The organism is Paraliobacillus salinarum (assembly GCF_014083865.1).
In the GTDB taxonomy this organism is placed as follows: domain Bacteria; phylum Bacillota; class Bacilli; order Bacillales; family Amphibacillaceae; genus Paraliobacillus; species Paraliobacillus salinarum.
The window spans coordinates 60,905-81,989 of sequence record NZ_JACEFA010000010.1; the positions used below are offsets into that span (position 1 = coordinate 60,905).

Annotated in this window: 16 protein-coding genes and 1 other annotated feature; of the genes, 4 read left to right on the forward strand and 12 right to left on the reverse strand. The window is 34.9% G+C overall.

The window, feature by feature from the left end; genetic code table 11:
• Window positions 1-4: 4 nt before the first annotated feature.
• The 3 genes from ahpC to tyrS all read right to left on the reverse strand — a co-directional run bounded on the left by ahpC (window position 5) and on the right by tyrS (window position 3,203).
• A complete protein-coding gene (gene ahpC, locus HP569_RS10360) occupies window positions 5-571 on the reverse strand; it encodes an alkyl hydroperoxide reductase subunit C (protein ID WP_182201102.1) in 567 nt (188 codons plus the stop codon).
• Window positions 572-868: 297 nt separating this feature from the next.
• Complete coding sequence (gene pfkA, locus HP569_RS10365) at window positions 869-1,825, reverse strand: 6-phosphofructokinase (protein WP_182201103.1); 957 nt, start codon at window positions 1,823-1,825, stop codon at window positions 869-871.
• 109 nt (window positions 1,826-1,934) lie between these two features.
• Entirely contained in the window at window positions 1,935-3,203 is a 1,269-nt protein-coding gene (gene tyrS / locus HP569_RS10370) for a tyrosine--tRNA ligase (protein ID WP_182201104.1), read from the reverse strand.
• Window positions 3,204-3,263: 60 nt separating this feature from the next.
• Window positions 3,264-3,473 (reverse strand) — a binding site (T-box leader).
• A 131-nt stretch (window positions 3,474-3,604) separates the two neighbouring features.
• Here tyrS and HP569_RS10375 point away from each other — a divergent pair.
• From HP569_RS10375 to HP569_RS10385, 3 genes are all read left to right on the forward strand, one after another.
• On the forward strand, window positions 3,605-6,571 hold the full coding sequence (locus HP569_RS10375) for a transglycosylase domain-containing protein (protein ID WP_182201105.1): 2,967 nt from the start codon (window positions 3,605-3,607) through the stop codon (window positions 6,569-6,571).
• A gap of 330 nt (window positions 6,572-6,901) precedes the next feature.
• The gene (locus HP569_RS10380; RefSeq protein ID WP_182201106.1) at window positions 6,902-7,807 is read left to right on the forward strand and encodes an ABC transporter ATP-binding protein; all 906 of its coding nucleotides are present in this window, start codon (window positions 6,902-6,904) and stop codon (window positions 7,805-7,807) included.
• Window positions 7,808-8,542 (forward strand): ABC transporter permease, encoded by a 735-nt coding sequence (locus HP569_RS10385; RefSeq protein ID WP_182201107.1) that lies wholly within the window; start codon window positions 7,808-7,810, stop codon window positions 8,540-8,542. It begins immediately after the preceding gene.
• A gap of 76 nt (window positions 8,543-8,618) precedes the next feature.
• On the opposite strand, the gene motS is transcribed toward HP569_RS10385, so the two are convergent.
• The 4 genes from motS to HP569_RS10405 form a co-directional block, all read right to left on the reverse strand.
• Window positions 8,619-9,413, reverse strand: coding sequence for a flagellar motor protein MotS (gene motS / locus HP569_RS10390; RefSeq protein ID WP_182201108.1), 795 nt, complete (start codon window positions 9,411-9,413; stop codon window positions 8,619-8,621).
• The gene (gene motP / locus HP569_RS10395; protein WP_182201109.1) at window positions 9,400-10,224 is read right to left on the reverse strand and encodes a flagellar motor protein MotP; all 825 of its coding nucleotides are present in this window, start codon (window positions 10,222-10,224) and stop codon (window positions 9,400-9,402) included. Before motP ends, motS begins: the two co-directional genes overlap by 14 nt.
• A gap of 81 nt (window positions 10,225-10,305) precedes the next feature.
• Window positions 10,306-11,307 (reverse strand): catabolite control protein A, encoded by a 1,002-nt coding sequence (ccpA, locus tag HP569_RS10400; protein WP_182201110.1) that lies wholly within the window; start codon window positions 11,305-11,307, stop codon window positions 10,306-10,308.
• Between the two features lie 292 nt (window positions 11,308-11,599).
• The gene (locus HP569_RS10405) at window positions 11,600-12,661 is read right to left on the reverse strand and encodes a bifunctional 3-deoxy-7-phosphoheptulonate synthase/chorismate mutase (RefSeq protein ID WP_182201111.1); all 1,062 of its coding nucleotides are present in this window, start codon (window positions 12,659-12,661) and stop codon (window positions 11,600-11,602) included.
• Window positions 12,662-12,855: 194 nt separating this feature from the next.
• Between HP569_RS10405 and HP569_RS10410 the strand changes: the two genes are divergently transcribed.
• Window positions 12,856-14,985, forward strand: coding sequence for a cell division protein FtsA (locus HP569_RS10410; RefSeq protein ID WP_182201112.1), 2,130 nt, complete (start codon window positions 12,856-12,858; stop codon window positions 14,983-14,985).
• A 44-nt stretch (window positions 14,986-15,029) separates the two neighbouring features.
• Here HP569_RS10410 and HP569_RS10415 read toward each other — a convergent pair whose 3' ends face one another.
• The 5 genes from HP569_RS10415 to HP569_RS10435 form a co-directional block, all read right to left on the reverse strand.
• The gene (locus HP569_RS10415; protein WP_182201113.1) at window positions 15,030-15,476 is read right to left on the reverse strand and encodes a YtxH domain-containing protein; all 447 of its coding nucleotides are present in this window, start codon (window positions 15,474-15,476) and stop codon (window positions 15,030-15,032) included.
• Between the two features lie 37 nt (window positions 15,477-15,513).
• A complete protein-coding gene (locus HP569_RS10420) occupies window positions 15,514-15,933 on the reverse strand; it encodes a DUF948 domain-containing protein (protein WP_182201114.1) in 420 nt (139 codons plus the stop codon).
• A gap of 230 nt (window positions 15,934-16,163) precedes the next feature.
• The gene (murC, locus tag HP569_RS10425) at window positions 16,164-17,465 is read right to left on the reverse strand and encodes a UDP-N-acetylmuramate--L-alanine ligase (protein WP_182201115.1); all 1,302 of its coding nucleotides are present in this window, start codon (window positions 17,463-17,465) and stop codon (window positions 16,164-16,166) included.
• A gap of 117 nt (window positions 17,466-17,582) precedes the next feature.
• Window positions 17,583-18,698, reverse strand: a complete 1,116-nt coding sequence (locus tag HP569_RS10430) for a nicotinate phosphoribosyltransferase (protein WP_182201116.1) — start codon at window positions 18,696-18,698, stop codon at window positions 17,583-17,585.
• A 101-nt stretch (window positions 18,699-18,799) separates the two neighbouring features.
• Complete coding sequence (locus HP569_RS10435) at window positions 18,800-20,989, reverse strand: DNA translocase FtsK (protein WP_182201117.1); 2,190 nt, start codon at window positions 20,987-20,989, stop codon at window positions 18,800-18,802.
• Window positions 20,990-21,085 lie beyond the last annotated feature (96 nt).

Sequence of the window (21,085 nt, forward strand, 5' to 3'; positions counted from 1 at the left end):
CTCCTTAAATTTTACCTACGATGTCAAGGCTAGGTTTAAGTGTTGCAGAACCTTCTTCCCATTTTGCAGGACAAACTTCATTAGGATTCTGACGAACATATTGTGCTGCTTTTACTTTATTAATGATTGTGCTAGCATCACGACCAATTCCACCTGCATTAATTTCTACAGTTTGAATTACACCATCTGGATCAATAAGGAATGTACCACGGTCAGCTAATCCAGCTTCTTCATCTAACACATCGAAATTACGAGAGATTGTTTGTGATGGGTCACCAATCATTGTATATTTAATTTTACCTACTGCTTCAGAATGCTCATGCCAAGCCTTATGTACGAAGTGTGTATCAGTTGACACTGCATATACTTCAACACCTAACTCTTTTAATGCAGGATATTGCGTTTGTAAATCTTCTAATTCTGTTGGACAAACAAATGAAAAGTCCGCTGGATAAAAGCAAACAACACTCCATTGTCCTTTTAGATTTTGTTCTGAAACCTCAAAGAAATCTTCCCCAGCTTTAAAAGCTGAAGCTGTAAATGGTAATACTTCTGAACCTATTAATGACATACTATTGTCCTCCTAATATAATTTATTTATTATTGTTTGTTATTTCTATATAAGTAGCCTTCCAAACAATAATTATTCTAACTCTATATGAATTATTATAAAGTAATTGTTACGAAAGTCAAACGTTATTTATATTTTTATGACTTAGTTAACTAAATGCTCATGATTTATTTGTTTTCATGTAATGTTATTCAAACTTTTTATAAAAAAACATTATAAAAGACGAACAAATAACTAATTTTCGATTAGTTATTAATAATTCTCATTTAATTTAAATGTATGAGAATTTCAAACGTTTCAAATTAAGTCATGAAACATTTTATATAGTTTCTCATCTATTTCATTTTTTGACTGAAAGATTTCATCGAAGGTATGAGAAGTGATTTTATTCTTTTCCATTCCTAAAGCAACACCCGTTTTACCTTGATGAATTAATTCTATTACTTGATGTCCCATGCGACTGGTAAAAAGACGATCAAAAGCAGTTGGTGTACCACCTCTTTGGATATGACCTAAAACAGTCGGACGAGTATCCAAAATTGAATGTTCTTTAATTACTTCGGCTATTTCTTTTGCGGTTCCTGCACCTTCTGCAACCATAACAATACTGTGTGTTTTTCCTCTTTCAAAACCTTGTGATAATTGATTAGCTATTGCTTTTATATCATAGTTAAATTCAGGAATTATCACAGCATCAACTCCACTAGCTATTCCTGCTTGGAGTGCAAGATCCCCACACTTTCTTCCCATTACTTCTATAACACTAACACGCTCATGGCTACTCATCGTATCACGTAAATTGCTAATCGCATCTTGTATAACATTAAGTGTAGTATCAAAACCAATTGTATAATCCGTTAAGGGAATGTCATTATCAATCGTACCAGGTAAACCAAATGTGTTGATTCCTTGTTTTTGTAGAGATTGCGCACCGCGATAACTCCCGTCTCCACCAATCACGATAAGATGATTAATCCCACGTTTTTTTAAGTTGTTTATTGCCTTGTTTTGACCAGCCTCTGTTTTAAACTCTTCTGAACGAGCGGATTGTAGAAAAGTACCCCCTCGGTACAAAATATCACTTACATCCTTACTTCCAAGTGTAATAAAATCATTCTCTATTAAACCTTTATACCCTCTTTTTACCCCTATCATTTCATAACCATAAGTCAAACCAGCTCGAACAACAGCACGTATTGCACTGTTCATTCCCTGTGAATCTCCACCTGAGGTTAGTACTGCTATCTTCTCCATTCCGCTCACCCTTTCTTAGATTTTTTATTAAACTAAAATACTTAAAATACATACTACGTAACAAAAAAGGCACTCTCTGTTTGAGAATACCCTATTTGCTACAAAACTATTACACATATTTAATTAAATAGTATTTCTTTTTACCTCTACGAATAATAGTAAACTTGTCATCGATTCGATCTTCGGCACTAATTGTATAGCTCAACTCTTGCTGACGATCACCATTAACATATACAGCTCCATTGCTCACATCTTCTCTCGCTTGGCGTTTAGATGAAGAAATTCCAGCATCCACTAACAAATCAACGATCAACTTATCTTCTTTTGGAAACTCGATTGTTGGAACATCTTTAAATCCTTGTTCTATTTCGTTACCATTTAATGCTTTAATATCTCCACTAAACAAGGCTGCTGTAATTTTTTCTGCTTGTTCTAAAGCCGCTTTATCATGAACTAAAATTGTCATTTCCTCAGCTAATCTTCTGTGTGGAAGACGCTTTTCAGGAGCATCTTCTAGCTCCTTTTCTAATGCTGCTATTTCTTCCATACTTAAAAATGTGAAATACTTTAAGAATTTAATAACATCTCGGTCATCTGTATTAATCCAGAATTGATAAAACTCATAAGGAGAAGTTTTCTTTGGATCTAGCCAAACCGCCCCACCAGCTGTCTTACCAAATTTCGTTCCATCTGCTTTTGTAATCAGTGGAACAGTTAAACCGTATACCTTCGCCTCTTCACCTTCTGCTTTTGCACGACGAATTAATTCCATACCAGCAGTAATATTCCCCCACTGATCGCTTCCTCCGATTTGCAAAGAACAATTTTCTTTTTCATATAAGTTCAAGAAATCAAATGATTGTAGAATCATATATGTGAATTCAGTAAAAGAAATACCATTTTCTAATCTGGATTGTACCGAATCTTTAGCAAGCATATAGTTAATTCCAAAATGTTTACCTGTATCACGAAGGAATTCAATGATTGTTATTTGATTAAGCCATTCTGCATTATTTCTAGCTACTGCACCATTTTCTTTATTATCAAAATCAAGGATGCCTGCCAGTTGATTTGTAATACTATCACTAAAATATTGTACTGTTTTAGTGTCATTTAATTGTCGTTCATCCGTTCTACCACTCGGATCCCCAATCATTCCAGTGCCTCCACCGATCAATGCAATAGGACGATGTCCAGCTTGTTGAAACCTTTTTAGCATTAACGCTGGTACTAAGTGTCCAATATGCAAACTATCTGCAGTTGGATCGAAACCACAATACAATGTAACGGTTTGACTTGCTAAATGATTCTTCAATCCCTCTTCATCTGTCATTTGTTGAATTAATCCACGTTCTTGTAGATCTTTTAAAATATCCATCTAATCACTCCTATAATTTACATTCAGCTACAAAAAAAGCGAGCAACATTCTATCCCCAAAAAAGGGACGAATATTACTCGCGGTACCACCCTAGTTACAACAAAATGTTGTCACTCTATTTGTTAACGTTGCAAAATGCACCGTCTTCTATATAGATAGAAGAAGCTCCAGAGCGTAATTCGCAATCAAACTATACACTAACTTTCACCATCCGTTAGCTCTCTATAGTAGGGAGTTTGGTTACTACTTCATTCCTTCGTAGCTTTTTATATAATTGTTATTTCTATATTAATAACATATTTTACTTACGAATGCAATTTTAATTCTTTTTTTAAGTCAATTCCTTATCTTCGTTTATTTCTATGCTATAATATATATTGGAATTTTAGGAGGGTCGATCATGGATATAAAAGAATTTTTTCATAAATCGATGAACACGATAAAACAGTGGTGGAAAACTGGAGTGATTCAACGGACATCGAGAATAACATATGATGTAACTTGGAATGTCATTCTGTTTTTTATTATCATTGGTGTCATAGGTCTATTCTTTGGTGGCGGATTAGGATTTGGCTATTTCGCTTCACTTGTCAAAGATGAACCTGTTCGTGCAGAAGAAGACATGAAAAGTGATATTTATAATTATTCAGCAACGTCTGAAATATTTTTTGCCAATGACGTATATATGGGTGAGGTTAGTTCCGATTTATATCGTGAAGAAATCACACTAGATAAAGTTTCACCTTTCGTTACAGACGCTATCGTAGCAACCGAGGATGCAAGCTTTTATGAGCATGAAGGGATCGTGCCAAAAGCAGTTTTACGAGCAATGTTTCAAGAGGTTACAAATGCCTCTGTAAAAACTGGTGGTAGTACCTTAACGCAACAAATTATCAAAAATCAAATTTTAACAAATGAAGTATCATTTGAAAGAAAAGCGAAAGAAATATTACTCGCATTACGTGCTGAACAGTTTCTTAAAAAAGAAGATATTTTAGAGGTGTATTTAAATGTTGTTCCATTCGGGCGTAACTCCAATGGACAAAACATTGCAGGAATACAGACCGCTGCAAAAGGGATTTTTGGAGTGGATGCGAAAGATTTAAATTTACCACAAGCTGCCTTTATTGCAGGTTTACCACAAAGTCCTTTTGCATACACACCTTTTACTAACGGTGGACAAGTAAAGGATGAAGAAAAACGACAAGCTGGGCTAGATAGAATGCGTACCGTTCTTTCTAGAATGCTTGAAAATGGCTTCATTTCCAAGAAAGAATACGACGAAGCAATGAATTATGACTTGGCTGCTAATTTCGCCGAATCAAGTAAATCTGTGTTTGAACGTTATCCATATTTAACACTTGAAATAAAAGATAGAGCAACTGAATTACTTCGAGATAAGCTAGCTATCGATGCAGGCTATAGTATGGAAGATTTAGAGAAAAGTGATTCATTAACAGAAGAATTCACACTAAAGGCTTCACGTGCTTTAAGTTCGGGTGGCTACAAAATAAATACAACGATTAATAAAGAGATTTATGATGCTTTTCAAAAGGTTACGAAAGAGTATAATAATTTTGGTGTAGAAAAAGTAGCTAGAAATATTAATACTGGTGAAGTCATTAAAGTAGAAAATGATGAAGGTAAAAAGGAAACATTAGTACAGCCTGTCCAAGCCGGTAGTGTGTTAATTGATAATGATACCGGAAAAATTATCAGTTTTGTTGGTGGTAGAGATTTTGACATCGCTCAACTAAATCACGCAACTAAGGCACCGCGTTCAATCGGTAGTACAGCCAAGCCATTATTAGTTTATGGCCCAGCTATGGAAGAAGGAAAGGTACAACCAGGTTCAATTATTGCAGATTTAGATGTCGGTCCTTACAGTTATATTCCCAATAACTATGTAACAGGTCGTCATTATGGATTGGTAACAGCTAGAGAAGCATTATATAAATCTCATAACGTTTCCGCTGCAAAAATCTATCAAGATATTTTGCCTGCTGATCCTGTTGGAAAGTATTTTGCTAAGATGGGATTCAGCAACATTACCGATGTTCAACATGAAGTACCATCAATGGCGCTTGGGGTTTTTGAAGCGACAGTTGAAGAAACAGTAAATAGCTTCGCAACTTATGGTAACGGCGGTCGTTTTGTTGATGCGTATATGATTGAAAGTATTGAAGACGAGGATGGTGAAAAAGTTTATCAACATGAGAGCAAACCTGTTGATGTTTTCTCCCCTCAAACAAGTTATTTAATGATCGATATGATGCGTGACGTCCTTTCACAAGGAACAGGAACTTATGCAAGAGCTAGTCTAACAAATCCTGGTGTTGATTGGGCTGGTAAGACAGGTACAGGTAATGACTATACCGATGCATGGTTTGTTGCTACGAATCCAAATGTTTCATTAGGTACATGGATTGGTTATGACTATAGACAAAGACTAGATAGCGGCTACAGCGGTCGAAATCTCGCATATTGGGCAAAACTAGTAAATGCTGCTACTAAGATAGATCCAGAGTTAATGGCTCCAAGTAATAGATTTAAGAGCCCTGGTAATATTGTTTCAAGATCATTCTGTAAAACATCAGGACTCTTACCCTCTTCTATTTGTAAAGACTTAGGGTTAGTTGGTTCAGACATATTTAATGCAAAGTATGTTCCAACAAAAGAAGATAATAGTTTAATTCGGGGTCGTTATACGATAGTCGATGGTAAAGCTGTTTTAGCAGGTGATAATACTCCTGATGAATTTGTACAAGATGACGGTATTGCATTTAATCCAGAATGGCTAAAAGAAAATAATTATGATGAATTAAATGATTTGTCACAGCTATTTCCTAATAGTGATACAAAATGGTCGGATTTGAAATTACCGGCAGAAAAATCAGATGTTAAAAATGATGGTAAGGCTCCAAATGCCCCATCGTCGTTGAAAAAAGCTGGTGGGAAATTAATATGGAATAGTTCATCAAGTAAAGATACCGTTGGCTATCGCGTATACCGGGCAGCAAATCCTGATAGTTCCTTTTCTCTAATTGGGAATACAACAGATACCAATTATAATATTGGTAATGGAAAAGGAGTCTATGTTGTAAAAGCTGTTGATTACTTTGGACAGGAATCTAAAGTATCAAAAAAATTAGTTGTAGGCGATTTTTCTGATAAAGAAGAGAAACCAGAAGAAAAACCTAAACCAGAAAAGCCTGACACTGATGGAGACAAACCGGAAAAACCTAAACCTGAAAAGCCTGATGGTGGTGACGGTGAAGGCGGAGAAGATGGCACAGATGGCGGAGACAAACCGAGTGGTGATGACTCTGGCGGAGGAGATAACTCTACTGGAGATAAAGAAGAATAATCTATCCGCATCTAATCGTTTCTATCTAATAGATGTTGTATCTCTGATGATCAGTATGTGAAATAACATATTTATAGAATGTGGGGGTGTATTTTATTACACCTCCCTTTTTTATATCCATTTTATATACGATTTTGATTTTGCTAAAAATAAGTTCTTCTAGCAATATAAATCCATACTTTGTTTAAAGGATTTTGTGCATTAAATAAAGAACTATAATTTAATTGGAACTTTTTTATATTATCAAACGTAAATAAAATTAATTGAATATTATGACAAAACGGGATAACAAATCAATTGTAATTATAATTAAACAAGGGGGTAATACAAGTGAAAAAAATAGTTGAAGTTAAAAATGTAACCAAATGCTTTGGTAAAACAACCGCTGTAAATGACATTTCTTTAACAATTAAAAAAGGGAGTACTGTAGCTATCTTAGGTCCAAATGGAGCAGGTAAAACAACCACCATTTCGATGATGTTAGGATTGCTTGAACCGACAGCAGGTGAGGTTAAACTGTTTGGAGAAGATCCAAAACAACTCACTGTTCGTAACCGGATTGGTGCTATGTTGCAGGAGGTCAGTGTCATTGACCAATTAAAGGTTCGTGAAGTCATTGAACTATTTAGAAGCTATTATACTCATCCACTTTCGACAGAAGAGCTCATTTCGGTGACTGGCTTACATGAAGACGTTTTAAAGAAGTGGGCAAATAAGCTCTCAGGTGGACAGAAAAGAAGATTGGGATTTGCGCTTGCACTCGCTGGTAACCCTGATCTACTATTTTTTGATGAACCAACAGTTGGATTGGATATAACGGCAAGAAAAAATTTTTGGGATAAGGTGAGTATGCTAAAGACACAGGGTAAAACAATTATATTCACTACACATTACCTTCAAGAGGCAGATGATTTCTCTGAAAGAATTATTCTTTTTAACAATGGTGAAATTGTAGCAGACGGTAAACCAGATGATATCAAGAATAATATTTCCACTCGCAGCGTATCGTTCCAAAGTAGAGATAAGCATGCTGCAATGACACTGGTTGAATCGTTTGAAGAAGTCATTCACTGTTATGAAAAAGAAGACAGAATTTATGCAGTAACAAATGATACGGATGCTGTACTTGCTAAGGTTTTCAGCCAAGGTTTACCCGTAAAACATGTATTTGTTGAACAAGGTCGCTTGGAAGAAGTATTTGATCTTTTGACTTCAAAACAGAAGGGGGTTCTTTAAATGCATGCAATTATGACACAATGTAAATTTGAAATGGTGCGTATTTTTCGAAATCCTTACTTTGTATTTTGGTCCTTATTTATGCCAATATTATTTTATTTTATCTTTACAAATATAGTAGATACGGGAGTCACAGATGAGGATGAGTGGCAAGCTTATTATCTTATGTCCATGACTACATTTAGTGTGATGGGGTCTGCTATTATGAACTTCGGCATTAGAATGGTGCAAGAACATTCGGAAGGGTGGTCTGCTTACATGAAACTCACCCCCTTCCCTTCTTGGGCGTATTTCGCTTCAAAAATGTTTGGGCAATTGACTATTCATTTGTTATCGATTTTCATCGTTTTTTTAGCAGGTTTTATTATTAACGATGTCTCTTTAACGGCTTCCCAATGGATTTTTTCTGGTATATGGATTTTAATTGCTTCAATTCCATTCTTAGCCCTAGGTTCATTGGTCGGAACAATGAGGAAGGTTGAAACAGCCAGTGGTGTAAGTAATGTTATTTATTTGGCATTGGCTATTCTAGGTGGCATGTGGATGCCGGTCAGAATATTCCCTTCATTCCTGCAACGTTTGGCAGAGTGGCTGCCTTCCTATCATTTCAGTGACGGTGCATGGAATATTGTACAAGGAGCATCACCAGATTGGCAAAGTTATTTCGTTTTAACAGCTTATTTATGTATATTTTTATTACTTGCTGTTTTTATTAGGCGCAAACAAGAAGCGTAACTGATTTGTCAAAAGACATCTTTCTATTTGTTTCTGTTGTATACAGAAAAAGACACCTTCAATAGAAAGATGTCCTTTATTGTTCTTTATTTAATTCTAGTATAACTATTTCTACACGTCTGTTTTTACTCCAATTTTCTGGTGAGTTATTCTCAACAATTGGTCTAGTATCACCATAACCTGCTGCTATAAATCGATCTCGATCAAGGTTAGAATTGTTCGTGAGGTAGCGAATAACACTACTCGCTCGTGCTCCTGACAGCTCCCAATTAGAAGGATATTGTTGGGTAGATATTGGTCTATTATCTGTATGCCCTTCTACACGTATCTCATTAGGAATGTTTGAAACTAATAAGCTTACTTTTTCTAAGAACGGTTCACCAATTTCTTTAATATCCGCTTCAGCAGTATCAAATAAAACACGTTCTTGTAGTATCAATACAACACCTTGGTCTGTTCGATTGGCGGTAATCGTATTTTCTAAATCATTTTCCCGTAAAAATGCTTTTATCTCAGCTAAGAGCTCATCTAATGATTCTTGGTTTTCTTCCACTATATCATTGTTTGTTTGTTGATTCGTCTCGTCTTCTGGGTCTGCATCAGATAAGTTATTCAGGAAATCATCAGACCCTTCATTTTCTTCACGATGCTCAGAATTTTCAGTTGGGTGATCCATTTCCAATGTAGAAGGAAAACTGTCAAAAATCATCCGATTACGGAAAGATTCAGCTACTGCTTCAAATTTAACTAAATCAATTTGGGACATAGAGAATAGTAATACAAAGAAAACTAAAATTAATGTAACCATATCGGCATAGGTAACCATCCACTTCGGTGCGCCTTTGTCTATTTTTTTTTTACGACGCTTCATTTGCTGGTTCTCCTACAAACGCTTCATTTTCTTCTTCTTGTTTTCTTTTCATGTCTTCGGATAAAAAGGCACTTAGCTTTTCTTTAAGAATTCGTGGATTTTGTCCTGATTGAACGCCGATAACACCTTCAATAACAATTTGCTTTATAAAAATCTCTTCATCCGTTTTAAGCTCTAACTTTCCAGCCATTGGAATAAATACAAGGTTTGCTAACAATGAACCATAGAAAGTAGTAAGTAAGGCAACTGCCATATTTGGTCCTAAAGTAGCTGGATCAGTTAAGTTATTTAACATTAACACTAGGCCAATTAGAGTACCAACCATTCCCCAAGCTGGAGCATATTCTCCTGCCTTTTCAATAATTGTACGACCTTTTTGGTGACGATCTTCCATCGCATTGATTTCCGCATTCATGATATCATTGATTACTTCTGGTTCAATACCATCAACAGCTAATAAGACACCTTTTTTAATAAAAGGGTCATCAACATTATCCAACTCGTTCTCTAGTGCCAATAATCCTTCTCTTCTGGCTCTTTCAGATAAGCGCTCGAATAATTCAATCAATGTTGGAATATCATGTTGATTTTGATTAAATGCTTCCTTTACTACTCGACCAGTTAATTTAATTTGCTCCATATTAAAGTTAATTAATAATGCAGCTGCTAAACCTCCTAGTACAATAACTACAGATGATACTTGAACGAAAGATACAAACCCACTTGTACCTCCACTTGAAACAATACCAAATGCAATCATAATAAAACCTAACGTAATGCCGATTGGTGTTAAAATATCTCTTTTCTTCATATGCTCTCTCCCTAACTAGCTACTAACTTTTGAAAATCACTTGTAACAAGGATTTGCATGTTGATATATTTTATATCGGCACTATTTAGATTTTGTTGAGTTTCTTTCAATAATTTGATGTGGAAGAATGACATTTGCATCTACAACTTCTTCTTTATTCATATATTTAGTTAATAAACGCATGGCCACTGCACCAATATCATACATTGGTTGAACAATTGTTGATAATGTTGGTCGTACCATTGTTGCTAGTCTCGTATTATCAAAACCAAGGACTTCGATATCTTCTGGTACACGCAAACCTTTATCCTGAATACCATGAATGACACCTAATGCCATTTCATCGGAACCAACATGTATAGATGAAGGTCTGTTTGGAAGCTCAATTAATTTTTCAGCAGCATCTTTTCCTGCATCATACGTAATATCTCCTTTAATAACATAAGAAGGATCTAGCTCTTGATTCGCTTCCTTCAACGCGCGTTCGTATCCCTTAAATTTCAGTTCGTTTGTTGCAGTTTCTTCAGCAGCACAAACGTATGCTGGACGACTGTTTCCATTATCAATTAAATATTTTGTTGCTTCATACGAAGCTTGCTCATAATCAATATTTACAGAAGGAACAGTATTGCTTGGGTCTACTGTAGCAGCAAGTGCAATTGGTACTGGAGATGTTTTAAACTGCTGAATATGCTCCTCAGTAATTCTTCCTCCCATAAACACAATTCCATCTACTTGCTTCTCTAACATCGTGTTAATTAACTGTACCTCTTTATCCACATTTTGGTCAGAGTTACTCAATATAATATTATATTTATACATGTTGGCAATATCATCAATACCACGTGCTAACTCAGAAAAGAAAATGCTCGAAATGTCAGGGATAATTACACCGACTGTTGTCGTCTTCTTACTTGCCAACCCTCTAGCCACAGCGTTCGGTCTATACCCTAACTGCTCAATTGTGTTTAGTACTTTCTTTCTTGTTGCGGGCTTAACATTCGGATTTCCATTTACTACACGAGATACAGTTGCCATCGAAACATTCGCCTCTCGCGCTACGTCATATATTGTTACATTCACCTTTCATCTACCTCCAATATTTTATTTTACATTCTTTCAAAAAAATTGATTTTGGCTTTATTCAGCAAAACACTTCAATCTTATACATTTTTTCACTAGACATGTATGATTATAACAAATTTTATGTATTTTTGTTATCCTATCTATTGTAAGTTATAATAAAATATTGTTCAAATCAAATATTAGGATATATGTAATTTTATGCATTAATCTGTTTTATTTAAAGAAGTATTGTTACATTTACAGAAAAAACCTCTTGCAATGAATACTGCAAGAGGTTTTAGTTTAGTTTTTATTTCTTTACTTCTTTCATAAATTGATTAAACATATCAAAGTCCATTTGTTGTGCTGCATCAGATAAGGCTACAGCTGGATCTGGATGCACTTCCGCCATAACTCCATCAGCCCCAATTGCTAATGCTGCTTTTGCGGCTGGTATTAGAAGATCTCTTCTTCCCGTAGAATGGGTAACATCAACCATTACTGGTAAATGTGTTTCTTGTTTCAGAATTGGTACAGCTGTAATATCTAATGTGTTACGTGTCGCTTTTTCATAGGTACGAATTCCACGCTCACATAAAATAATATCGCCATTACCTCTTGAGTTAATGTATTCTGCTGCGTTGATGAAATCAGATATCGTTGCTGACATCCCTCTTTTTAAAAGTACTGGTTTATTCACTTCTCCAGCAGCCTTCAATAATTCGAAGTTTTGCATATTTCGTGCGCCTATTTGAATGACATCAATGTATTCAACCGCTTTTTCAATGTCTGCAGGGTTAACAATTTCACTAACTACCGCTAATCCGTACTCATCAGCAACACGTTTTAAGATTTCTAAACCTTCAAAACCAAGTCCTTGGAAATCATAAGGTGATGTTCTTGGTTTAAATGCACCACCACGTAATAACTTTAATCCCTTAGCTTTTATCTGTTCTGCTACTTGAGCAACCTGCTCGTAGCTTTCTACTGCACAAGGACCAAAAATGAAGTGTTCTTTCCCATCACCAAAGGTTTCTCCATTAATCTCAATTATGGTATCCTCAGGCTTCTTTTTGCGCGATACAAGTAATGCTTTACTATGATCATCTTCTTGTAATTCTAATCCAGCCTTAAATATTTCCTTAAACAGGTGAATAATTGTTGCATTTTCAAACGGGCCTTCGTTATGCTCTTTAATTAAATCGAGCATATCTCGTTCTCTGACTGGATCATAATTGCGGTTTGCGCCTTGTTTCTCTTTAGCCTGTGCAGACCGCTGGACTAATTCTGCTCGCTTATTAATCAATTCCAATATATCCAGATTCACTTGATCCAATTCTTTTCTTATTAAATCTAATTGTTCATTACTCAAAGTTACTACCCCCTATTATAATTTCGCGTTATAATGTAATCAGATATTTTTTAATTAGGGATAATTATAGCTAATATTTCATTCGTTGTCACCATTATGTTTAAATATTTAGTATATTCTTTATTTTTTTAATTATTTTATTGATAAAAAACGTGCCAATTACTATTTTCTAATTAGAAGAAAGGATCAGATTAATGAGTGAACAAATTTTCGCATTAGATATAGGAACAAGATCGGTAATAGGAATTCTATTACATCAAACAGATGACAATTATACAGTGATAGATTATGTTGTTCGTGAACATAAAGAGCGATCCATGTTGGATGGACAAATTCATGATGTCGTATCGGTGGCAACTGTTATTAAAGAAGTGAAGACCTATTTAGAAAACAAACACCAAATTAAATTATCAAAAGTTTGTGTTGCTGCCGCTGGAAGAGCATTAAAAACAAAACGAACAACCATTACAAAGGATATATCACTCCAGCCCTTAATTGCTAAAGACGATATTACAATGATGGAGCTTAGTGCTGTTCAACAAGCGCAATTTGAACTTTCAATAGAAGAAAGAGAAAGATCACTTACTCATTATTATTGTGTTGGTTATTCCATTCTTCAATACAAACTGGATAATGATATTATTGGTTCACTAATTGATCAAAGAGGTGAGGAAGCAGAAGTGGAAATTATCGCCACATTTCTTCCTAAGGTAGTTGTCGAATCTCTCATTGCGGCATTACAACGTGCAGACTTAGAAATGGAAGCATTAACCTTAGAGCCTATAGCCGCAATTAATGTGTTAATTCCAGCCTCGATGAGAAGGTTAAATGTAGCTTTAATTGATATCGGAGCTGGTACAAGTGATATCGCACTAACTGATGAAGGAACAATAACTGCCTATGGAATGGTTCCTAAGGCTGGAGATGAAATAACAGAAGCAATTAGTGATCACTATTTACTAGATTTTAACGAAGCAGAGCGTGTTAAAAGAGAAATTCATGAAAATCAAGAGACAGTATTAACAGATATACTTGGATTCGAACAAACAGTTACAATAGATGAGTTAGCTTCTTCTATTGAACCTGCAATAGATCGGCTTGCTACCGCTATTGCAAAAGAGGTGATTGCATTAAATGCAAAAGCACCAAAAGCAGTTATGCTTGTTGGAGGTGGGAGTTTAACTCCACACTTAACAAGCCATATTGCTAAGAAATTACAACTTCCTAATAATCGCGTGGCCATTCGAGGAACAAATGCGATACCTGCTTTGAAATTTGATGTAGATATGCCAGAGGGCCCTACATTCATAACGCCAATTGGCATTGCTATTGCCGCAAAGCAAAATCCGATTCATTATATTAGTGTTACTGTGAATGACCGTGACGTACGTTTATTTGATTTAAAACAGCTTACTATAGGTGATTGTTTATTAGCAGCCGGAATACATATTGATAAGTTATACGGTCTTCCAGGAATGGCGTATATGATTCAGATTAATAATCAGTCACTCACAATACCTGGAAGTTATGGAAAGCCACCAAAAATAGTTTTAAACGACGAAAAAGTAACTGCAGATGAATCCATTCAGCACGGTGATGTTTTATATGTAGAAAAAGGAGCCGATGGGAACGAACCAACTACAACAATTGCTGAGATCATTGGAGAACTGGAGCAATTTAAGATTTATTATAACCATCAACCATATTTAATCCAAGCGGATGTATTTGCAAATAATAAAAAAGTGTCGGTTGATTATAAAATTCAAGACAATGACCGTATTGAAGTAAAAGAAGTGAAAACGATTCAAGATTTTTTCACCTCGATCAATCAATCGAAAACTTTGAATGATTATGATACATTTAATCTAGAAGTTAATGGTGAAGTAAAGCGCTTAGCAGCTTTCGCACAGCAAATATTATTAAATAAGAATGCAGCAACACCGACAACTCCTTTAAAATCTGGTTCGCAATTGGAGTTAATTGCAAGAAAAAAGCCTACTGTAGATCATTTATTGGATGAAATAGATGAGACGATTTATCAGAAGATTCCAATCACCTTTAATGGAGAAGAAGTAAGCATTCTAAAAAAGACGAAAATTGTACTTGTAAATGGTAAAGAAGCAAATGAAGACACATTATTAATGCGAGGAGATAAAGTAGAGTTCAAACCGATAGAAAACCAACGATTTATTTTCCAAGACATTTTCAATTTTATATCAATTGATCTTGCTGAAATTAAACCAGGAGTTGAAATTAAAAAGAATGGTCAGCCTGCTACTTTCTTAGACCCTATTGAACCGAATGATGATATAACTATCCAATAAATCATCACAAAAAAAATGGAACCCGTTATAGGTTCCATTTTTTATTATTTATTTTTAACATCTTCCGCTGCTTCTTCGGCAGCTTCTGCTACTTCTTCAGCCGCTTCTTCTGCTGTTTCTTTTACAACTGAAGCATTTTCTTTTGCAACATTAATTTTGTCTTGAATTGATTTTGAAGTATCTTTGAATTTCTCAGTCAGCTCTTGAGACTTTTCTGTAACATTTTTTTGCACTTGTCCAGATGCTTCTTTTGCATAATCTTTCCACTCGTTACCTTTAACATAAGCAACATCTTTCCATTCGTTAGCGCGATCTTTTAATACCACTGCACCTTCATTTAAATCATCACGTAATTCTTTACCTGATTTAGGAGCGAATAACAATGCTACAGAAGCTCCTACAATACCACCAATTAGTGAACCAATTAAGAAATCTTTACTGTTAATGTTTTCACCATTTTCTACATTTTGTTGCTCTACATTTTTACTCATTTCTATTCCTCCCTATAACTAATAAATATTATATATATTACTTTTCAGTACTTCTACTTTTTCGCTTTTGAAACATATTCATGGCAACTGTTCCCCATTTAATTGCTTGAGCTGTCTCTTCTTTGTTTTGTTCTGCTACAGAAGAAACACTATCAGAGACTTTACGAATGGATTGATTAAAGCTTTTAATCGTTTCTCCGATACCTTTAACACCATCAACCACAGAATTCAATCGTGTAGATTTGTCATTAATATCTTCAGCTAGCTTATTCGTTTTATTTAATAATGCCGTTGTTTCTGTAGATATTCCTTCCATTTGTTTTTCTAAACCTTCTAATGTATCAGCTACATTAGCCATCGTACGTTTTGTTTCTTTTAACACATTAGCTAAATAAATAACTAATACAGCAAATGCAATGGCAGCAATTAATGCAGCGATATAGAGTAAATTAACCATTTTTTATTACAACCCCTTGTCTATGTATTTGATTTGCCTAATTCATTGCTTATATATTGTTAATTACCCAAATTAGATTGAATTAAACATATTATACTAATAAAATTTGCTTAATCAGTAATAATTATTCCTCTTGTTTCCAAGTTAAAAATCCATGATTGAAATAAAAAGGAAGAGTAGGTCATATTCCCCTCTCCCCCTATTATTCAACAAAAAGTTCAAAAAAACCTTCAAGAAATATTAATATTTTTTTCGTAAGCTACTTGAAATTTTTGAATATCTCCTGCACCCATGAAAATTAAAACAGCATCAGAATATGATTCAAGCACACTGATATTGTCGAATGTTAGCAGCTTACAATTATCTATCAAACTTTCCAAATCATGAATAGTTAGTTTTCCAGACCCTTCTCTTGCAGATCCAAAAATATCACACAAAAATACTTGATCAGCTTCTTCTAAACTAGAAGCAAATTCATGTAAGAACGTTTTTGTTCTTGAGTAGGTATGTGGCTGAAAAATTGCGATTACTTCTTTTTCCGGATATTTTTTCCGCGCTGAGTCAATGGTTGCTTCGATTTCTTTAGGATGATGTGCATAATCATCAATCAATACTTGTCTGCCTAATTTCTTTTCTGTGAAGCGACGCTTTACTCCGGTAAATGAAGTAATTACTTTTATTTCTTCTGCTTGCATGCCTTCATAATGACAAATTGTAATAACAGACAATGCATTTAAAACCTGATGATTACCATACATAGGTATAGTGAATGAATCATAGTAATTATTTCGAACAAATACATCAAATGTTGTTCCGTTTGGTGTTTCTTCTATATTCTTAGCTTGAAAATCATTACTTTCGGAAAAACCATAATATAAAACAGGAACTTTCGCTTGAATTTGTTGTAGATATTCATCATCTCCACAAGCAATAATCCCTTTTTTTACACGTTCTGCCATACTTTGAAACGCCTGAAACACATCATCCACACTTGTAAAATAATCTGGATGATCAAAATCAATGTTTGTCATGATTGCATAATCAGGATCATATGCTAAAAAATGTCGACGGTATTCACATGCTTCAAAGACAAAATATTTACTTTCCACATGGCCTTGTCCTGCACCATCACCAATAAGGTATGAAATAGGATAGTTTTCATTAAGTACATGAGCTAACAATCCTGTTGTGGATGTTTTTCCATGCGCTCCAGTTACTGCTATACTCGTATATTGCTTTAACCATTGCCCTAAGAAATCATGATATCGATACAGTGGTAATTCAAGTTCTAGACAGGCTTTAATTTCCTCATGATCATCGTTAAATGCGTTACCAGCAATAACAATTAATCCTGCTTTTATATTATCTTTCGAAAATGGTAATATTGGAATTTGCTTATCTTCTAATGCACGTTGTGTGAAAAATTCCTTCTCAACATCTGATCCTTGCACCTGTTCTCCAGAATCATGCAAAATTTGAGCTAATGCGCTCATTCCTGTACCTTTTATACCAATAAAATGGTAAGTTGTCATAACTAAAAACCTCCAAAAAAGAGCGTTAAATCTATTTACCGTCTTGTTTTTTTGCTTTTCACGATTAATTATTCTAGCATAAACTAAACTGAAAAACACTTATTTGCAACAAATTCGTTACTCTGATTTAACGTAATTTACTTTTTCTAATCTCGGATTCGGCCAAAATTGGCGACCTTCTTTTGATTGTGGCTTTCCATTAAGTAAAACATTATCACCAGTAAAACCAATTTTAATTTTCAACAGATTTCTTCCAATACCATACATATCAACAGGTACATTTTCTTTTTCAAAAGCACAGATTCGTTCCTCATTAAAGCCACCGCTAGCAATAATTTTAACATGATGATAACCTTCAGCATCTAACGCATCTCTTAGAGCAAAAATAAGTTGCGGATTTACTCCTCTAGGATCAAATGTCCCCATTAAATGTTGATTTCTTAAGAAGTATTTATCAACCATATTATTCGAAGTGTCCAAACGAACAGCTTTTAATGTATCACCAAATTCACGTGCTACTTTCAATGCGTCGCTAATGACATCATTATTATAATCTACAAGAACCGTTAAGTTGTCATCTGGATATTGTTCATAATAAGCTTTTGTAGCTTGCACAATATCACCTTCAAAAATTTGAATCATGGCATGTGGCATCGTGCCCATTCCTGTTTTACCCCACCATTCATTCATTGCATGTGTTGCTTGTGCTGTTGATCCACCAATAAATGCCGCATAACCATCACCAGCTTGTTGCGTATAATGGTCATCACGATCTCCCATAAAAATAATTGGCTTTTGTTTTCCAGATGACCTTGCCGCTTTTACCACATTATATACATTTGTTGCAACGGACGTTCGACGTGCTAATATACCATCAATAATCCCTTCTAGATACCCAAAGGATTGATATGGCCCTGTTACTGTTAAAACTGGCTCATAAGGGCTAATCTTATCCCCGTCCTTTAATGCATGGATTTCTAGCTGTTCCGGATCATCCGCGAACGTATGAATCAATGCAATCGCCTCATCAGATCCACACAAAACGGCCTCACCTTTCTGGAAGAATTGCATTGTCACTTTATTATCTGGTTTTAGCTTTTCAGCAATCTCTTTTGTTTTAAGAAAATATACAGCAGAAAACCAGCCTTCTTTGATGCGATCATCGAATTTAAAGGTTTGGTTTGTTAAACGTTCAATTTCACCATTAAGTTTTTTTGTGATTTCTTTATTCATCTCACTTACCCCTTGTCACGTTCTAATTATATATCTTTGTCTATCATATAAGATTCATACACTATCCACAAGTTTTTAATTTATTTAACTATAAAGTTGAATTAATCGATTTCAGCTGTTGATACTAAAACATCTCTCGGTTTGCTTCCTTTTTGCGCTGAAATAATACCGTTATACTCCAATGCATCAATTAATCTAGCAGCTCGATTGTAACCAATTTTGAAGCGACGTTGTAGTAAAGATGCACTGGCACCATTCTGTTCTATTACGAAAGAAAGTACTTCTGGGTATAACTCATCTTCTGTTTCTTCTGTTTTAACCTGATCCAATAAATCTTCTTGTTGAAACAAATAATTCGTAGGTGCTTGTTTTTTTGCAAAGGAGGTTACTCGTTCAATTTCTTCGTCAGTAACAAAAGCACCTTGTACACGAACAGGATGTCTTGCTCCATTCTCTACAAATAGCATATCCCCTCTACCCAAAAGTCGTTCTGCACCATTTGTATCAATAATTGTACGTGAGTCTACCTGAGAAGAAACACTAAAAGCAATACGTGTAGGAATGTTTGCTTTAATTAGTCCTGTAATAACATCCACAGAAGGACGTTGTGTTGCTAATAAAAGATGTATGCCACATGCTCTCGCCTTTTGTGCAATACGGCAAATCGCATCTTCAACATCTTGCGGAGCAACCATCATTAAATCAGCTAGTTCATCAATAACAATAACCATGTAAGGCATTTTTTCGTCCAATCGCTGTTGTTCAAGCATCTTTTGATTGTAACGCTCAATATCTCTTGTGCTTTCTTGCACAAATTTTTCATATCGCTCTTCCATTTCAGCAACTGCCCACTTTAATGCATGTGTTGCTGCTTTAATATTTGTAATAACAGGAGCAACAAGGTGTGGCACATCATTGTAAGGCGCCAATTCAACCATTTTAGGATCAATTAACATCAATTTTACATCTTCATGACTAGCTCTATATAATAAACTAATTAATATCGTATTAATACATACACTTTTACCTGACCCTGTTGCCCCTGCAATTAGTCCATGCGGCATTTTTTTAATATCTGTAACGATCGGACTTCCTGCAATATCTAGACCGAGTGCAATATTTAACGGTGATTTCTCTTGTTGAAATTGCTTTGTTTTAAAAATTTCCTGTAAAGTAACAGCTTTCGCTTGTTGATTGGGTATTTCAATCCCAATTGCATGTTTCCCAGGAATAGGAGCTTCCATTCGAATATCCTTTGCCGCCATATTTAATTTTATATCATCACTTAGATTTTTTATCTTGCTAACCTTTACTCCTGCTTCTGGTTGAACTTCAAATCGTGTTACTGTGGGTCCTTGCATCGATGCAATTACTTTTGCATTAACATGAAATTGCTTTAATGTATTTTCCAATAAATCAGCTTGTTGTTCTATCCAGACATTGCTATTGTCTTGTTGAACAGTAGGATCATTTAACAAATGTATTGGTGGTCTTTTTTGGTCATTTTTATTTTCTTGATTAGTTATTTCTCTTTTTTCATAGAATCGTTTCTTATCACTTGGACGCATTCTTACATTAAATGGTTGTCGCTTCTTTCTCACCTCTTGTGTTTCAACTTGTTGTTGAGTAGGAGCAACCGTTGTTTTTTCTTCCGTCTGAACTAATATACGCTCTTCTTGTTGAGTTAGCTGACTATCATTGTTATGATTGTTGTCATTATTCTCCATGCTTTGCGTGTTTTGAAGTGAATCGGCTTGATAGTCTTTTATCTCTTCCTCTGTATGTTGTTGGGCACTTTGACTATGCCTTTCTTCTTTGGGTGTGAGCAACTTATTTCCAGTGTTTATCTGCTCTGATTCATTTAAGAGCTCCTCTTTTTGTTTGTTTAACTCTTCTTTTCTTAAAAAGGCAGGTGTATCTATTTCCTGCTTACTTCTATCATTTGGACGCTTTCCAAATCCATAAACTGGTGAAGGAACAGGTGTTGGACTAAATGGTTTATTTTTCTTTTTTTCTTCTGTTTGTTCATTTGAATGAGTACTATCTTGATTTTTTTTTATTTCTGACCTGTTACGTCTAGTTTCCTTTTGCATTGTATGTTTTTTTGGTTCATCCGGTATAGCCGGGAAATTGAATCTCTTATTACTCGGATATTGATAATATACTTTTGTTTCTACATTTTGAGTTTGTAAATGATTCTGTTCATTATTAGAAGATAAAAAATCGTCTGATGATTCTTCATCTGATGCATGAAACCATTCTTTCATTTTATCTTTCCATCGATGTAGCATACCTTTTCACTCTTCCATTTTAATTGTTTCCTTATATTTTAACAGGTTTTTCTTTTTAAACATATACAAACTGAATGATTCTTCCTTTTCAATAGA

Coding starts and splice junctions, on each gene's coding strand:
- ahpC (WP_182201102.1), bottom strand. CDS start 571: ATGTCATTAATAGGTTCAGAAGTATTACCATTTACAGCTTCAGCTTTT.
- pfkA (WP_182201103.1), bottom strand. CDS start 1,825: ATGGAGAAGATAGCAGTACTAACCTCAGGTGGAGATTCACAGGGAATG.
- tyrS (WP_182201104.1), bottom strand. CDS start 3,203: ATGGATATTTTAAAAGATCTACAAGAACGTGGATTAATTCAACAAATG.
- HP569_RS10375 (WP_182201105.1), top strand. CDS start 3,605: ATGGATATAAAAGAATTTTTTCATAAATCGATGAACACGATAAAACAG.
- HP569_RS10385 (WP_182201107.1), top strand. CDS start 7,808: ATGCATGCAATTATGACACAATGTAAATTTGAAATGGTGCGTATTTTT.
- motS (WP_182201108.1), bottom strand. CDS start 9,413: ATGAAGCGTCGTAAAAAAAAAATAGACAAAGGCGCACCGAAGTGGATG.
- motP (WP_182201109.1), bottom strand. CDS start 10,224: ATGAAGAAAAGAGATATTTTAACACCAATCGGCATTACGTTAGGTTTT.
- HP569_RS10410 (WP_182201112.1), top strand. CDS start 12,856: ATGAGTGAACAAATTTTCGCATTAGATATAGGAACAAGATCGGTAATA.
- HP569_RS10415 (WP_182201113.1), bottom strand. CDS start 15,476: ATGAGTAAAAATGTAGAGCAACAAAATGTAGAAAATGGTGAAAACATT.
- HP569_RS10420 (WP_182201114.1), bottom strand. CDS start 15,933: ATGGTTAATTTACTCTATATCGCTGCATTAATTGCTGCCATTGCATTT.
- murC (WP_182201115.1), bottom strand. CDS start 17,465: ATGACAACTTACCATTTTATTGGTATAAAAGGTACAGGAATGAGCGCA.
- HP569_RS10430 (WP_182201116.1), bottom strand. CDS start 18,698: ATGAATAAAGAAATCACAAAAAAACTTAATGGTGAAATTGAACGTTTA.
- HP569_RS10435 (WP_182201117.1), bottom strand. CDS start 20,989: ATGCTACATCGATGGAAAGATAAAATGAAAGAATGGTTTCATGCATCA.